This window comes from Maribacter sp. 1_2014MBL_MicDiv (assembly GCF_001865655.1).
Taxonomy (GTDB): Bacteria; Bacteroidota; Bacteroidia; order Flavobacteriales; family Flavobacteriaceae; genus Maribacter; species Maribacter dokdonensis.
The window spans coordinates 3,246,706-3,263,433 of record NZ_CP011318.1 but is presented as its reverse complement, the minus strand read 5'-3'; the positions used below and the strand labels follow the sequence as shown (position 1 = coordinate 3,263,433).

12 protein-coding genes are annotated in these 16,728 nt (G+C 35.8%); all 12 read left to right on the top strand.

Annotated elements, in window-relative coordinates:
• The first annotated feature begins 332 nt into the window (after positions 1–332).
• The 12 genes from YQ22_RS13770 (at position 333) to YQ22_RS13715 (ending at position 16,699) form a co-directional block, all read left to right on the top strand.
• The gene (locus YQ22_RS13770; protein ID WP_071341651.1) at positions 333–3,785 is read left to right on the top strand and encodes a pyruvate carboxylase; all 3,453 of its coding nucleotides are present in this window, start codon (positions 333–335) and stop codon (positions 3,783–3,785) included.
• 168 nt (positions 3,786–3,953) lie between these two features.
• Positions 3,954–5,138, top strand: coding sequence for a lipoprotein N-acyltransferase Lnb domain-containing protein (locus YQ22_RS13765; protein WP_071341650.1), 1,185 nt, complete (start codon positions 3,954–3,956; stop codon positions 5,136–5,138).
• A gap of 17 nt (positions 5,139–5,155) precedes the next feature.
• Positions 5,156–7,027 (top strand): ABC-F family ATP-binding cassette domain-containing protein, encoded by a 1,872-nt coding sequence (locus YQ22_RS13760; protein ID WP_071341649.1) that lies wholly within the window; start codon positions 5,156–5,158, stop codon positions 7,025–7,027.
• A gap of 153 nt (positions 7,028–7,180) precedes the next feature.
• The gene (locus tag YQ22_RS13755; protein ID WP_071341648.1) at positions 7,181–7,420 is read left to right on the top strand and encodes a hypothetical protein; all 240 of its coding nucleotides are present in this window, start codon (positions 7,181–7,183) and stop codon (positions 7,418–7,420) included.
• A gap of 379 nt (positions 7,421–7,799) precedes the next feature.
• A complete protein-coding gene (locus YQ22_RS13750; RefSeq protein ID WP_071341647.1) occupies positions 7,800–8,060 on the top strand; it encodes a hypothetical protein in 261 nt (86 codons plus the stop codon).
• A 330-nt stretch (positions 8,061–8,390) separates the two neighbouring features.
• Positions 8,391–8,699, top strand: a complete 309-nt coding sequence (locus YQ22_RS19215; protein WP_198033483.1) for a hypothetical protein — start codon at positions 8,391–8,393, stop codon at positions 8,697–8,699.
• A gap of 30 nt (positions 8,700–8,729) precedes the next feature.
• Positions 8,730–8,876, top strand: coding sequence for a hypothetical protein (locus YQ22_RS19210; RefSeq protein WP_172822530.1), 147 nt, complete (start codon positions 8,730–8,732; stop codon positions 8,874–8,876).
• Positions 8,877–8,953: 77 nt separating this feature from the next.
• Positions 8,954–9,529, top strand: coding sequence for a cob(I)yrinic acid a,c-diamide adenosyltransferase (locus tag YQ22_RS13740; protein ID WP_071341645.1), 576 nt, complete (start codon positions 8,954–8,956; stop codon positions 9,527–9,529).
• A gap of 134 nt (positions 9,530–9,663) precedes the next feature.
• On the top strand, positions 9,664–9,888 hold the full coding sequence (locus YQ22_RS13735) for a DUF2795 domain-containing protein (protein ID WP_027064442.1): 225 nt from the start codon (positions 9,664–9,666) through the stop codon (positions 9,886–9,888).
• A gap of 213 nt (positions 9,889–10,101) precedes the next feature.
• Positions 10,102–13,461 carry a preprotein translocase subunit SecA gene (gene secA / locus YQ22_RS13725; protein ID WP_071341643.1) on the top strand — a complete coding sequence of 1,120 codons (3,360 nt, stop codon included), beginning with the start codon at positions 10,102–10,104 and terminating at the stop codon, positions 13,459–13,461.
• A 314-nt stretch (positions 13,462–13,775) separates the two neighbouring features.
• Positions 13,776–14,996, top strand: a complete 1,221-nt coding sequence (locus YQ22_RS13720; protein WP_071341642.1) for a sensor histidine kinase — start codon at positions 13,776–13,778, stop codon at positions 14,994–14,996.
• 167 nt (positions 14,997–15,163) lie between these two features.
• On the top strand, positions 15,164–16,699 hold the full coding sequence (locus tag YQ22_RS13715) for an amidohydrolase family protein (RefSeq protein ID WP_232231403.1): 1,536 nt from the start codon (positions 15,164–15,166) through the stop codon (positions 16,697–16,699).
• Positions 16,700–16,728 lie beyond the last annotated feature (29 nt).

The following is a 16,728-nucleotide window of genomic DNA, read 5'->3' as shown; positions in this document are numbered from 1 at the left end:
AAATAATATAATTAAATGGTGGTAAAGATTTTCAACATAAAAATACTATAGCAACAACAGTATTCTGTGTTTTCACTAAACCTAAAACCAGTTCAAATCAACACTTAAATAACTGTTTTACTTTTATTTACACCCACCCCATCAGAATAAAAACTAACTTTCACTATAACATATCACAAAATAATAGGGATATGAAAAATATTATGCACGCATAGTATTGTTTAGTTAAGATATTAAGTTTAAATTATGACCAATGTAACAATAATCAACAAAAAATAGATTTTTATAACAAGAATACATCATAACACTAACCATAAAAATATTGTCAAAAAATGAAAATTAAAAAGGTTTTAGTAGCTAACCGAAGTGAGATAGCCATACGTGTATTACGTGCCTGTACCGAGCTGAACATTAAAACGGTTGCCATTTACACTTATGAAGACCGCTATTCTCAACACCGCAACAAAGCCGATGAATCTTACCAGATCGGTGAGGACAATCAGCCATTAAAACCTTATTTGGATATTCCGCAGATTATAGCATTGGCAAAGGCTAAAAATGTAGATGCCATACACCCAGGCTACGGATTCCTTTCTGAAAACTCTGAATTTGCAAGACAATGTGCCGCAAATGACATCATCTTTATAGGTCCTGACCCAAAAGTGATGGATGCTTTGGGAGATAAGATTACCGCCAAGAAAGTTGCCGTAAAATGTAACGTTCCTATCATTGAGAGTAATAAAAAGAAATTGACTTCTTTAAAAATTGCTTTGTCAGAAGCCGCTACAATTGGCTACCCTGTTATGCTTAAGGCCGCATCTGGTGGTGGCGGTCGTGGTATGCGCATTATTAGAAAAGATGAAGATCTAGAAATGAATTTTGATTCTGCCAGAAACGAAGCACTAAATGCTTTTGGCGATGACACTATGTTTCTTGAGAAATATGTGGAAGACCCTAAACATATAGAGGTACAGATCGTAGCAGATAACCATGGTAATATTCGCCACTTACATGAACGCGATTGTTCCGTTCAACGACGTCACCAAAAAGTGGTAGAGATCGCACCATCCCATAACGTTAGCGAAGAAGTAAAACAAAACCTTTATAAATATGCCGTTGACATTGCCAAAGAAGTTAACTATAACAATATTGGAACCGTAGAGTTTTTGGTAGATCCCAATGACAATATCTATTTTATAGAGGTGAACCCAAGAATTCAGGTAGAACATACGGTTACAGAAATGGTAACCGGTATAGATTTGGTAAAAACACAAATTTTCGTTGCCGGCAATTATAAATTAGATAGTCAGCAAATCAAAATATACGGTCAAGAAACCATTGCCACTTATGGCTTTGCCTTACAGTGTAGATTGACCACCGAAGATCCGGGCAACAATTTTACCCCGGATTATGGTACGGTAACCACGTACCGTAGTGCCTCTGGTATGGGAATTCGTTTAGATGCCGGTAGTATTTATCAAGGATATCAGGTGAGTCCATTTTTTGATTCCATGCTGGTGAAAGTATCCTCGCACGGCAGAACACTTGACGGTGCCACCCGTAAAATGGTTCGTGCGTTAAAAGAATTTAGAATTAGAGGCGTAGAAACCAACATTCATTTCCTTCAGAATGTAATACAGCATACTACTTTTAAAGAAGGTAAAGTAACCGTTAATTTTATACAGAACACTCCTGCCCTATTTGATATTAAACTACCACAGGATAGAACCTCAAAGGTGGTGAACTTTTTAGCGGAGGTTATTGTAAACGGTAATTCTGATGTAAAGTATATTGATGAGAACAAGGTCTTTAGAAATGCAAAAGTTCCAAAATTCAACCCTTTAGAAGCGCATCCAAAGGGAACAAAAGATATGCTGACCGAAATGGGTCCCGAAAAATTTTGTGCTTGGTTAATGGATGAAAAGAAAATTCATTATACAGATACCACTATGCGCGATGCGCATCAATCACTATTGGCAACAAGAATGCGTACCTATGACATGTTGCGCGTTGCAGAGAGTTATGCCAAAAACCACCCAAACACCTTTAGTATGGAAGTTTGGGGCGGGGCAACTTTTGATGTTAGTATGCGATTCTTGCATGAGAGTCCGTGGACACGATTAAGAGAGCTACGCAAAGCAGTACCCAATATTTTATTTCAAATGCTTCTACGAGGATCAAACGGCGTGGGTTACAAGGCATACCCGGACAACCTTATTGAAAAGTTCGTAGAGAAATCTTGGGAAAATGGAGTTGATATTTTCCGAATATTCGATTCGCTCAATTGGGTAAAAGCCATGGAGCCAAGTATTAATTATGTTCGTAATAAAACCGGTGGTATTGCCGAGGCCGCATTAAGTTATACGGGTGATATTTTAGATATCAACGAAACCAAGTACAACCTAAAATATTACACACAGCTGGCAAAAGACCTGGAAAATGCCGGTGCGCATATGATTGCCATCAAGGATATGGCGGGTCTTTTAAAACCCTATGCAGCTACAGAATTGGTAACCGCGTTAAAAGACACTGTAAACGTGCCTATTCATTTACATACGCACGATACTTCTTCATTACAGACAACAACGTATTTAAAAGCAATTGAAGCTGGCGTAGATGTGGTCGATGTTGCCTTGGGTGGCTTATCTGGATTGACATCACAGCCCAACTTTAATTCGGTAGTTGAAATGATGAAGGGTCAACCAAGGGCTCATGAATTCGATATGCCGAAGCTGAACCAGTTTTCTAATTATTGGGAAGATACAAGAGAGTTGTATTACCCGTTTGAATCTGGACTAAAATCTGGTACGGCAGAAGTATACGGTCATGAAATTCCAGGTGGGCAATACTCAAACTTACGTCCACAGGCAACAGCATTAGGATTAGGTGACAGATTTGATGAAGTAAAGAAAATGTACGCCGATGTCAACAAACTTTTTGGAAACCTGATCAAAGTAACACCTAGCTCAAAAGTTGTGGGCGACATGGCCATTTTTATGGTAACCAATGAACTTACTACTGAAGATGTAATGACGCGGGGCGAAGAAATATCTTTCCCAGATTCTGTTATCAGTTTCTTTATGGGAGATCTAGGTCAGCCCGTTGGCGGATTCCCTAAAAAACTTCAAAAGATTATTCTGAAAAACAAAAAGCCATACACGAATAGACCAAATGCGCATTTAGCGCCAACGGATTTTGATAAGGAGTTCAAAGCCTTTAAGAAGAAGTTTCAAAAAGGTTTTACAAGAGCCATAGAAATGGAGGATTTTCTATCGTACACCTTATACCCAAAAGTGTTTGAAAAAGCACATGAGAACTACAAGCTGTATGGCAACCTAGCATTGGTACCTACAAAGCATTTCTTCTATGGTATGAAATTGCGTGAAGAAACATTGATAGAATTAGAGCCGGGCAAAACTGTAATTATTAGATTATTATCTGTAGGTATACCAAACGAGTTAGGTATGAGAACCGTATTCTTTCAAGTAAACGGTGAAAATAGGTTCGTAGATGTTTTAGACACCTCTTTAAATCTTAAAATTGAAGAAAACGAAAAGATAGATCCGGCAAACGATGACCAAATTGGTGCACCGTTACAAGGCTCTTTGTACAAAGTATTGGTTAAAAAAGGTCAAGAAGTAAAAGAGAACGATCCCTTGTTCGTTATTGAAGCCATGAAAATGGAAACTACGGTTACCGCATTTAAATCCGGCAAAGTACAATCAGTAAGCCTAAAAGAAGGCAGTATGGTAAAACAAGATGATCTGGTCGTTACCATTTCTTAATCGCCAACTGAATATAATTAAAGTAAAAGCCACCCCATTGAGGTGGCTTTTATGCATTACAATCTTAAAACCTGTTTACAGATAATTTTACAAAAAATTATAAAAAAGCAATATCTACGAAGTCTGTTATTATTCGCATCTTTGTAAACGCTATGTACCAATAGGGTTATGTTCAAAAAAATCGTTTTATTTCTCTTTTTATGTATTGTTGCTTTTTGGGGTCAAGCTCAAGATGCCCAGTTATCGCCTTTATCTAAAATTAGCCTATTAACTGTGGGAACGGGTGAAGATTTAGCTGCTAAATTTGGACATAGTGCCATTCGTTTTCAAGATCCTACTTTGGGTATAGATGAGGTGTATGGTTACGGCACCTATGATTTTGAGGACCCAAATTTCTACTTAAATTTCACTCGCGGTAAATTATCCTATACCATTTCACGAATACCGTTTAAGTATTTTAAATACAGCTATCAACAAGAAAAACGTTGGGTTAAGCAGCAAGTATTAGATGTTGACCTTGAACAACGAAACGCTATTGTATCCTTCTTGGAACATAACTTGCTACCACAAAACAAAAAATACAAATATGACTTTTTGTTTGACAACTGTGCCACCAGAATACCAATGGTGTTTGAAAAAACTTTGGGCAACACATTTAAATTCGATTACAATCACCTAAAAGAACAACTAACATTTAGGGAGCTGATACGTTTAAAATTGAACCCTAATTCGTGGTCAAATTTTGGTATTGACCTAGCTTTAGGTTCTGTAATTGACAGAGCAGCGACACCTTACGAGCATTTGTTTCTTCCCATATATGTGTATGAGCAAATGAAGCATACTACCTTAAACGGTAAACCTATAGTTAAAAAAGAATCAATACTACTTGACATACCAGAGCAAGAAGATAAATCGCTATTCATTGCAACCCCTTTATTTTGGCTTTGCGTTCTTTTGGTAATCGTAGGTTATTTTACGTACCGTGATTATAAAAACCTACGCCGAAATAGATGGTTAGACTTTACATTATTTACAATTACAGGTTTAGCGGGCGTACTTATACTGTTCCTTTGGTTTGCTACAGACCACTTGGCTACCAAAGCAAATTTTAATTCACTTTGGGCATTTGCTCCTAACCTTTTTATTTCATTTATTCTTTTAAGGAAAACAGTTCCCAAGTGGGTACTTACCTACTCCGTTTTCTTGACAATACTTTTAGGCATTACCAGTATTTTATGGTTATTTAAAATTCAGGTATTCTCTATACTATTAATAATAGTTTTGTTGACATTGGCAATTCGCTATCTATATTTGATCTATTATTTTAAGACCAAGCAATTACGCAAAAAATAAAATTCAGTTACCCTTATATGAATCTACTTACCGTTGAAAATATTTCAAAATCCTATGGCGAATTGGTGCTTTTTGACAATCTCTCATTTGGGATCAACAAAGACCAAAAAATAGCCCTAATCGCTAAAAACGGTACAGGAAAAACATCTATACTTAATATTCTTTCAGGAGCGGACACTCCAGATAGTGGTCAAGTGAACTATCGTAAATCTACCCGTGTATCTTTTCTTGCTCAGGAACCCAATATGGACCCGAACTTGACCGTTGAGGAAACCATTTTTGCTTCTGACAACGAAGTGCTTGAAGTCATTAAAAATTATGAAAAGGCGCTTCAAAACCCAGAAGATGCAGATGCATACCAAAAAGCATTTGAAGCAATGGACCGTTTTGAAGCTTGGGATTTTGAAACTCAGTATAAGCAGATTCTATCAAAACTGAAGTTAGATGACCTAAGTGCCAAGGTCGATAAATTATCGGGTGGACAAAAAAAACGATTGGCTTTGGCCAACGCCTTGATCAACAAGCCAGATCTTTTGGTTTTGGATGAACCTACCAACCACCTAGATTTAGAAATGATCGAGTGGCTAGAAGAGTTTTTTGCCAAAGAAAACATGACTTTGTTCATGGTAACACACGACCGCTATTTTTTGGAACGTGTTTGCAATGAAATCATAGAGCTCGAAAATGGAAAGTTATATCCCTACAAAGGAAACTATTCCTATTACTTAGAGAAAAAAGAGGCCCGTATAGAGCAAGAAGCGGTAGAGCATCACAAAACAGAACTCCTTTTTAAAAAGGAACTTGCATGGATGCGCAGACAACCTAAAGCACGTACAACAAAATCGAAATCCAGAATAGATGATTTTGCTGTAATTAAAGATAAAGCAAGTCAAAGAAGAAAAGATCATCAAATTCAATTAGAACTGAACATGGAGCGTATGGGAAGTAAAATTCTTGAGCTTCATAAGATTTCTAAATCTTTTCCTAACAAACCTATTTTAGATAAGTTTGAATATGTTTTTCAAAAGGGAGAGCGTATTGGTATTATAGGTAAAAATGGTACTGGAAAATCTACCTTTTTAAATATTCTAAGTGGGCGCGATCAACCAGACAGCGGTAAAGTAGTAGTAGGTGACACTATAAAGTTTGGTTACTACACCCAAAAAGGGATAAAAATAAAAGAAGGCCAAAAGGTTATAGACGTCATTCGTGAATTTGGTGACTACATACCTTTAATGAAGGGAAAACAAATTTCCGCGCAGCAGTTATTGGAACGCTTTCTGTTCGACAGGAAAAAGCAATATGATTTTGTAGATAAACTAAGTGGTGGCGAACGTAAGCGCTTGTACTTATGTACCATATTGATACAAAACCCTAATTTCCTAATTTTAGATGAGCCAACCAACGATTTGGATATTGTTACCTTGAACGTACTGGAAAGTTTCTTAATGGATTTTCAAGGCTGTTTAATGGTAGTATCGCACGATCGTTACTTTATGGATAAGATCGTAGATCATTTATTTGTATTTAGGGGCGATGCTGTCATAGAGGATTTCCCTGGCAACTATTCTGACTATCGTACATACGAAGACAGTCAAATACAAGAAAAAAGAGAGCAGAAAGAATCACAGCCTACTAATAAGACCAATTGGAAAGAAGCCGATACAGGTACAAAAATCTCATATGCTGAACAGCAAGAATTTAAAAAGCTAGAAAGAGAGATTCAGAAATTGGAAAAATCTAAAGTAGCGCTTCAAGAAAAATTCACCGATGGATCATTGAGTGGTGATGACATTAAGAACTTATCTATTGAGCTGAACGACATTACCGATGCCATAGACAGTAAGACCGAAAGATGGTTTGAGCTTTCTGCACTAATGGAAGGCTAACCTTTGTTTTAGCAATAAAACTCACATTTATTTTATTGATTAAAATAATAGACGAATGGTTTTTACCATTCGTCTATAGTTAAATGTCGCCCAACTATGAGCGGCAAAATATGTTTGTGCTTGCCTGTACTTTAGCAGTGTAAAACAAATATTATGAAATCAATTATCCTTTTAACCGCTCTTTTTTTCACATGTTTCTTCGCTCAGGCTCAAGCTAACAATGAAAATATTTCTTTGGAAATTGAAACTATACAAGTAGAGATGGTTCAAACAATTGAAATCAATGATATTACCGTACCAACTATTGAAACTGAAAACACGCTAGAAGTTGCAAGATTGTACAAGAACAAAAACAACAGAATAATCAAGGCTTTGAATTCACTACTAAATTGAACAGAGCTAAACTTTCTTAATACATCATTAATTTTCCTTTTCGCCCCAATCTTATACCTACCCCATTTCTTACCAAAACCTACTTTTTAAATACGAACTCAAGTTCAAGTCTCAAAATCAAACTCAAACTCAAATAAACATTCAACTGTATATTATACCTTCTATCAATAACTAGCTTTTTTAAAAACTAAAGCTATCAACACCTATACCTACGGTTATTGAGGATATTACTACACCTGATTTCCAATTGAATTTTCATCTTGTCCAAAAATAATAAACGAAGCCAATTTACCATTCGTCTATAGTTAAATGGTAACCGACGACGAGCGGCAAAATATGTTTGTGCTTGCCTGTACTTTAGCAGTGTAAAACAAATATTATGAAATCAATTATTCTTTTAACCGCTCTTTTTTTCACATGTTTCTTCGCTCAGGCTCAAGCTAACAATGAGAATGTTTCTTTAGAAATTGAAACTATACAAGTAGAGATGGTTCAAACAATTGAAATCAATGATATTACCGTACCAACTATTGACACTGAAAACACGATTGAAGTTGCAAGATTGTACAAGAACAAAAACAACAGAGTAATCAAGGCTTTGAAATTCACTACTAAATTGAACAGAGCTAAACTTTCTTAATACATCATTAATTTTCCTTTTCGCCCCGATCTTATACCTACCCCATTTCTTACCATAACCTACTTTCAACACATATTATTCTTACCGTATAAATAATAAGTTGAATCACTATTCTTACTTTTGGCAAAATTGAAAAAGTAATACGTGTACCGCTTAATTTCTTATTTAAAGTTTCTTTGTTCTGCTACCAATCAGCATGGTGTGCATTCTCCATTTGTATATATTTATGTCACCAAATGTCTGTACAAGAAAACAAAAATCAAACTTCCCATTACACTAAAAGTATTAGTTAAAAGTGTTCACTATTTTGATTATAGAACTATTCATTTATTGAACACCAGTAAATCATCCGAAGAAAAAATAATTACGAATTGTCCAAATATATCTATTGTTGATAGCAATGCAGCTGTTGTCTTTGGCGATATAACCGATATAAATAAGCCCGATTTTAAAGTGAATGACCTTTCTAATGATACCATGCTACTTTTAGACGGAATTCATAAAAACCCACAAAATTTAAAAAAGTGGAAACAACTCAAAGAAATGGAGCATGTTCGCGTTACACTAGATCTATTTTATTGTGGCATTGTTTTCTTTAGAAAGGAACAAGTAAAGGAACATTTTAAAATACGGATTTAAACAAGTAATTTTAAACTAAAGTAAATTTCAATGCAAAGTAATACCATATATATAGTTTTAGGAGTTGTATTTGCTATTTATATAGCCATACGTATAACTAACAAAGGCAAATCTAGCGCCCGTAAGTCAAGAAAATTTATGGGAGATTATGAGCGTAAAACCAAAAAAGAAGATTAACTAACTAATCTTAAATCCTTTGCTTCATCTTAGATTACAAATTAACTCATCTATACCCTAATTCCATAAACTACAAAATGAAAGTATATACTAAAACAGGTGATGACGGTACTACGGGTCTTTTTGGTGGCACTCGTGTACCAAAGCACCACATTAGAATTGACAGTTATGGTACGGTAGATGAACTAAACTCATGGCTTGGACTCATTAGAGATCAACAAATAGATGAAGTTCACCAGCAGCAACTAATAGTCATACAAGAACATTTATTCACCGTAGGTGCCATTTTAGCCACTGATCCAGAAAAAGAATTGCTTAAAAACGGAGAAGAAAGATTAAAAATCACCAAAGTTGGGCACACTGAAATCAATTATTTAGAACAAGCTATTGATGAAATGGATGGGCAACTTCCACAAATGACACATTTTATTCTTCCTGGCGGCCATACAACAGTGTCATACTGTCATATAGCAAGAACCGTTTGTAGAAGAGCTGAAAGAATAGCTACATTATTATTTCAAACAGAACCATTTGATATCAATGTGCTGTCATTTTTAAATAGACTTTCTGATTATCTATTTGTATTGGCACGAAAATTGTCGTATAATCTACAGGCGAATGAAATAAAATGGATCCCAAATAAAAAGGACTAATAATTCCGTAATTTATTCGTTATCAATAAACAAATGCGAAAAAAATATTGCGATTACTTGAAATTTACACGTAATTTCTTTGCTGTCTCAATTTAAAAATTACTTTTGCAAAAAATTAAAATCAAACAATTACTATGTATTGGACATTAGAATTAGCATCTTATTTAAGTGATGCACCTTGGCCGGCAAGTAAAGATGAGTTAATAGATTACTCCATCAGAACTGGAGCCCCATTAGAAGTCGTAGAAAATTTACAGTCTATGGAAGAAGAAGGTGGCGAGATATACGAATCTATAGAAGAAATTTGGCCGGACTATCCTACGGAAGAAGACTACCTCTGGAACGAGGACGAATATTAATATTCGATATCATAATTACTACTAAAAAGTCTCCTTGGAGGCTTTTTTTTTATGTAATTTTGACATGTTTTTAGGTAAATCCGTTTAAAAATCAAGACTGGAATACCTTTTGTTCTTTTATAGTGTCGAAAATATTTATCGGCTCTAAAACATTTTGAAATATATTCTTGCTTAATAACAAGAAATAGTTTCAATTCTAATAGTTTAAAATATATGAGTTTCATTAATTCCATCCTAAAGGCTTTTGTAGGTGATAAATCACAGAAAGACGTAAAAGAATTACAGCCTTTAGTAGATAAGATAAAATCATTTGAATCGCAGCTTGAAAATCTTAGTCATGATGAGCTAAGGCAAAAAACCATAGAGTTCAAAAGGGCCATTCAAGATGCCATCAAAGAAAAGACGGATCAAATCAGCACTTTAGAGGAAGAGGTTAAAAACTCTACCGATATCGATAAAAATGAAGATATCTACACTGAAATAGATAAGTTAAAAGAAGAAGCTTACACTATTTCAGAAGAAACACTCAATAAAATATTACCAGAAGCCTTTGCCGTGGTTAAAGAGACCGCAAAGCGTTTTGCCAATAACGAAACTTTAAAGGTAACCGCTTCTGAATATGACAGAACCCTGTCAGGCTCCAAAGATTACGTTACTCTTGACGGCACAGATGCTATTTGGAAAAATTCATGGGATGCCGCCGGAAAAGAGGTAACCTGGGACATGGTTCATTATGATGTTCAATTAATTGGTGGTATTGCCATGCACCAAGGAAAAATTGCAGAAATGCAAACAGGTGAAGGTAAAACCTTGGTTGCAACACTACCCTTATATTTAAATGCATTAAGTGGTAACGGTGCCCACTTGGTTACCGTAAACGATTATTTGGCAAAAAGGGATAGTGCTTGGATGGCGCCCATATTTCAGTTTCACGGGTTATCGGTAGACTGTATTGATCACCACAGACCAAATTCAGATGGTAGACGTGCAGCTTATAATGCAGATATTACCTATGGAACAAATAATGAATTTGGATTTGATTACCTAAGGGATAACATGGCGCATACCCCAAAAGATTTGGTACAGCGCCCACATAACTATGCCATTGTAGATGAGGTAGATTCAGTTTTGGTAGATGATGCACGTACACCACTTATTATATCTGGTCCAGTACCAGAAGGTGACCGTCATGAATTCAATGAGCTGAAACCAAAGGTAGATGAGATCGTAAGAAAACAACGTCAGCATTTAACCGGTGTTTTGGCAGAAGCTAAAAAGTTGATTGCCGAAGGTGATACCAAAGAAGGGGGCTTCCTTTTACTCAGAGTATACCGTGGACTTCCAAAAAACAAGGCTTTAATAAAATTTTTAAGTGAAGAAGGAGTAAAACAATTACTTCAAAAAACCGAGAATTACTACATGCAAGATAACAACAGGGAAATGCCTGTTGTTGATGAAGACCTACTTTTTGTTATAGATGAAAAGAACAACCAGATAGAATTGACCGATAAAGGAGTTAATTACATTTCTGGCGAGCAGGATAAAGATTTCTTCGTAATGCCGGACATAGGTGCAGAAATAGCGAAGATTGAAAATCAAAATCTTGAAATTGAAAAAGAAGCCGAACTAAAAGAAGAGCTTTTTAAAGATTTCACCGTAAAAAGCGAGCGTATACATACCATGAGCCAATTATTAAAGGCCTATACCCTATTTGAAAAAGATACGGAGTACGTGGTAATGGACAACAAGGTTATGATTGTTGATGAACAGACTGGTCGTATTATGGACGGTCGTAGATATTCGGACGGATTACACCAAGCAATTGAAGCCAAGGAAAATGTAAAGATTGAAGCGCTAACACAAACCTTTGCTACCGTTACGTTACAGAACTATTTTAGAATGTACAGCAAATTATCTGGTATGACAGGTACCGCTGTAACAGAAGCTGGCGAATTCTGGGAAATCTATAAGTTGGATGTTATGGAAATACCAACAAACAGACCAATTGCCAGACAAGATAAAAATGATCTTATTTATAAGACCAAAAGAGAAAAGTATAACGCTATTATAGAAGAAGTAACCAAAATAAGTAAAGCAGGTAGACCTGTCTTGATCGGTACAACTTCTGTAGAGATATCAGAATTACTTTCTAAGTTATTGAGTGTACGTAAAGTACCGCACAACGTTCTGAACGCTAAACTTCATAAAAAAGAAGCTGATGTTGTCGCCGAAGCAGGTAATGCCGGTGTGGTAACCATAGCAACGAATATGGCTGGTCGTGGTACCGATATTAAATTGTCAGATGCGGTTAAGAAAGCCGGTGGTCTAGCAATTATTGGTACGGAAAGACATGATTCTCGTCGTGTAGATAGACAGTTACGTGGTAGATCTGGTCGTCAAGGAGATCCTGGTAGTTCTCAATTCTATGTTTCTTTAGAAGACAACCTAATGCGTTTGTTCGGATCGGACAGGGTTGCTAAAATGATGGATAAAATGGGCTTGGAAGATGGTGAAGTAATTCAGCATAGTATGATGACCAAGTCTATTGAAAGAGCTCAGAAAAAAGTTGAGGAAAATAACTTTGGTGTACGTAAGCGTCTTTTGGAATATGATGATGTAATGAACGCCCAACGTGAAGTTGTTTATAAGAGACGCCGTCACGCCCTACAAGGAGAGCGATTAAAACTGGATATCGCCAATATGGTGTATGATACCTGTGAGGTAATCGTAGAAAGCAATAAGGCCGCCAACGACTATAAAAATTTAGAGTTTGAGCTGATCAAATATTTCTCTATGACAGCTCCTGTAGATGAAGCCGAATTTGGAAAATTATCGGCTCAGGAGATAACCGGAAAAATCTATAAAGCAGCATACGACCATTATAATGATAAAATGGAGCGTAATGCCGCTGCGGCTTTCCCTGTGATCAAAAAAGTTCATGAAGACAATGCCAATAATTTTGAGCGAATTGTAGTTCCATTTACAGACGGTATCAAAAGCTTAAATGTTGTCACCAATCTTCAAGATGCTTATGATAGTAACGGTAAGCAGTTGATCACAGATTTTGAAAAGAACATTTCCCTGGCTATTATAGATGATTCATGGAAAACACACCTTCGTAAGATGGATGAGTTGAAACAATCTGTACAATTAGCCGTTCATGAGCAAAAAGATCCTTTATTGATCTATAAATTTGAAGCTTTCGAGCTTTTTAAATCTATGATCGAAAAAGTGAACAAAGAAGTGGTTTCTTTCCTTTTCAAAGGTGAATTACCTTCTGAAAATGCAAATGCTATTCAAGAAGAAAGAAACATTAGAAAAAAAGAAAACCTGCAGACTACAAAAGAAGAAATACCGAATAGCGATGAGTTAGCGGCACGTAGTAGAGCTGTTAGTCAAAATCAAGGTCAACGCCCAACAATTACCGAGACCATTACAAGAGAACAACCAAAAATTGGCCGTAATGAGCGTGTTACCATTAAAAATGTAATGAGCGGAGAAAGTAAAACGGTAAAATTTAAGCAGGCAGAGCCACTTTTGCAAAATGGATCATGGGTTTTAACCCAAGATTAATTTAAATAGAAATCAATATCTAAAAAGGCATCCCATTATGGATGCCTTTTTTAATACCCCGGTTTAACTCACTTAAAATAAACTACATATACCTCAATCAACTTTATAATTCATTTTTTCGATTCTAAAATGAAATCAACCATTAACAGTTTATTTCATATTTTTAACCATTATTTAGACAAAAAAAATGCGTTATTCAGAATAATATTCGTCGTTTTAACTATACTAAACACGAAAATACTAGTATAATGATAAAAACATAATTAGATTTACATTACGTAATTCGTATGTTTTCTAGTACATAAATAATATCTATGCCCGGATTTACCATTGACAAAGAACGTCTACAGGATAAAACCAAACTATTTTTAAGGGTAAATTATACCACAAGCATTATCTCCTTTCTATTTGGGGTATTATGCTATTTCTTTTTAAATATTTTCCAAATCATTCCTTTTGTATTTATTGGCTTTTCAATATTGAATAGTATCAATCTACTATATTTTAGGTCTCATAAGGTTATTCTACCTACATTCAATTTTTCATCTATAATCGGGTTAATTGCGGCAGTCGTTATTACCTTATATAGCGGAGGAATTTTTAGTCCGTTTATATTTATGATACCTTTAATAGCTTTTGGAGGTTTTATATATAGTACAAGATATGGTAGAATCTATCTTAATATCATTATTATACTCATTCTTCTGGTTTTTACACAGACCATACCAGAAGTGAGCATTACCCAGAATATGGTACCTGAAGCATCTAGACCTATATTTAGCTTGGTATCCATCTTATTTTCTGTTTTTATTTTAGGAAACACCTTGGGCAAAACTTTGCTAAAGACCTACAATACCATGTACAGTTCTAAAAAAGCATTGTATTTACAGGTGCATGAAAAGGAAAATCTATTAAAAGAGGTACACCATAGGGTAAAGAATAATTTACAAACCGTTTCCAGTCTTTTAAGTTTGCAATCAAGAAACATAGAAAACGGACCTATGAAAGGGCTTTTAAAAGGAACGCAGAATAGGGTCATAGCCATGGCCATGGTTCATGAAATGTTGTATATGCGTAATGACATTAGCCATATTGAGTATAAATCTTATGTTCAAGAATTGGGTGAATACCTTATAAGATCTATTAAAGGCAATGACAACCATGTAGATTTAAAAATAGATATTCCAGACATTAAATTAGGAATTGATACCGCCATACCACTAGGATTATTGATCAACGAAGCTTTGACCAATGCATTAAAGTATGGTATTGAAGGGGACAAAGAAGGTATTATCAGTATAAAACTCCAACAAGATACCGACGAGAAGAATTGTTACATTCTAGAAATTGGTGACAACGGTATTGGTTTCCCGGAAACCATTAATTATAAGACTACAAAATCTTTAGGATTAAAATTAATCCATAATCTTACCCGACAATTAAAGGGTACTATTACTAGGGATATGTCTAAGAAAGGAACCAACTACATTATTAAATTTCAAGAAATAAAGCAGCAATTATCACCTGTTGCTTAATCTTATAGGATATAAATATCAATTCCATTTTTTATTTGTAAAGTTGACATACGGTCACTGTTCTTTCTGCTGCTTTCTCTATATTTAAGGAAACTAACACAAACAACCACCCTATGTTACGTAAACAACTGCTCCTAACGGCTATATTCATATCCGTTTTGCTCACCATGCATGCACAATCTCTTGAGGGAGACGGACCGCACGATCAATTGATCATTAGAGGCGTAATGCTCATTAACGGTAACGGGGCACCACCACAAGGACCGATTGATATTGTTGTAGAGAACAACAGGATTACAAATGTAAAAGTCGTGGGTTACCCTGGTATGGCAATTGATGACGCCAAAAGACCAAAATTAAAAGCAGGTGGTAAAGAATTAGATTGTACCGGCATGTATCTAATGCCTGGCTTTATTGATATGCACACCCATATTGGCGGCGATGCACAAGGTGCAGACCCAGACTATGTTTTTAAACTGTGGATGGCACATGGCGTCACTACCGTTCGTGAGGTTGCAGGTAGAGGAATAGATATTGCTTTAGATCTAAAACGTAAAAGTAAAAATAATGAGATCATTGCGCCTCGTATTATTTCCTATACCGCATTTGGACAGACCAGTAAAGCATTCAATCCTTTAAACGATGTGCCAATATCAACTCCGGCACAGGCACGTGAATGGGTACGTGCAAATGCAAAAAAAGGTGCAGACGGCATTAAGTTTTTTGGTGCAGAACCAGAAATTATGGCCGCTGCATTAGATGAAAATAAAAAACTAGGATTAGGTTCTGCCTGCCATCATGCACAAATGAGCGTAGCCCGTTGGAACGTTTTACATTCTGCAAGAGCAGGATTAACCTCAATGGAGCATTGGTATGGACTACCTGAGGCACTTTTTGATGATCGTACGGTACAAGATTTTCCGTTAGATTATAATTACCAAAATGAACAAGATCGCTTTGAAAATGCCGGTAAACTGTGGACACAAGCAGCAAAACCATATTCAGAACATTGGAACAATGTAATGAATGAACTCTTGGAGCTAGATTTTACTATAGATCCTACTTTCAATATTTATGAAGCAAGCAGAGATTTACAACGCGCAAGAAGAGCTGAATGGCATGAAGACTATACCTTACCTTCTTTATGGGAGTTTTATCAACCTAGCAAGGTCTCACATGGCTCATATTGGCATGATTGGGGCACCGAGCAAGAAGTAGCTTGGAAAAATAACTATAAACTTTGGATGACCTTTATCAATGAATACAAGAATAGAGGTGGTAGAGTTACTACCGGTTCAGATTCCGGTTTCATCTTTCAACTTTATGGATTTGCCTATATAAGAGAATTAGAATTATTGCGTGAAGCAGGTTTTCACCCCTTGGAAATTATACAATCGGCAACCCTAAACGGAGCCGAAGCATTGGGTATGGATGACAAAATAGGTTCCGTTGCCATAGGTAAGCTGGCAGATTTTGTTATTGTTGAAGAAAATCCTCTTCAAAATTTTAAAGTTTTATACGGCACAGGAGCTGTAAAACTTACCGAAGATAACGAAGTGGTTCGTGTTGGTGGTGTAAAATATACTGTAAAAGATGGAATTGTGTACGATTCCAAAGCTCTACTCACAGATGTAAAACGCCAAGTAGATGAGGCTAAAGCTAAAAGTAACTATACTATAAAGCAGCCCGGTATTAAAAATTAAGACTTACGCTTATTCACAGGTACTTTAAT

Coding starts and splice junctions, on each gene's coding strand:
- YQ22_RS13715 (WP_232231403.1), top strand. CDS start 15,164: ATGCATGCACAATCTCTTGAGGGAGACGGACCGCACGATCAATTGATC.
- secA (WP_071341643.1), top strand. CDS start 10,102: ATGAGTTTCATTAATTCCATCCTAAAGGCTTTTGTAGGTGATAAATCA.
- YQ22_RS13770 (WP_071341651.1), top strand. CDS start 333: ATGAAAATTAAAAAGGTTTTAGTAGCTAACCGAAGTGAGATAGCCATA.
- YQ22_RS13765 (WP_071341650.1), top strand. CDS start 3,954: ATGTTCAAAAAAATCGTTTTATTTCTCTTTTTATGTATTGTTGCTTTT.
- YQ22_RS13760 (WP_071341649.1), top strand. CDS start 5,156: ATGAATCTACTTACCGTTGAAAATATTTCAAAATCCTATGGCGAATTG.
- YQ22_RS13755 (WP_071341648.1), top strand. CDS start 7,181: ATGAAATCAATTATCCTTTTAACCGCTCTTTTTTTCACATGTTTCTTC.
- YQ22_RS19210 (WP_172822530.1), top strand. CDS start 8,730: ATGCAAAGTAATACCATATATATAGTTTTAGGAGTTGTATTTGCTATT.
- YQ22_RS13750 (WP_071341647.1), top strand. CDS start 7,800: ATGAAATCAATTATTCTTTTAACCGCTCTTTTTTTCACATGTTTCTTC.
- YQ22_RS13720 (WP_071341642.1), top strand. CDS start 13,776: ATGCCCGGATTTACCATTGACAAAGAACGTCTACAGGATAAAACCAAA.
- YQ22_RS13740 (WP_071341645.1), top strand. CDS start 8,954: ATGAAAGTATATACTAAAACAGGTGATGACGGTACTACGGGTCTTTTT.
- YQ22_RS13735 (WP_027064442.1), top strand. CDS start 9,664: ATGTATTGGACATTAGAATTAGCATCTTATTTAAGTGATGCACCTTGG.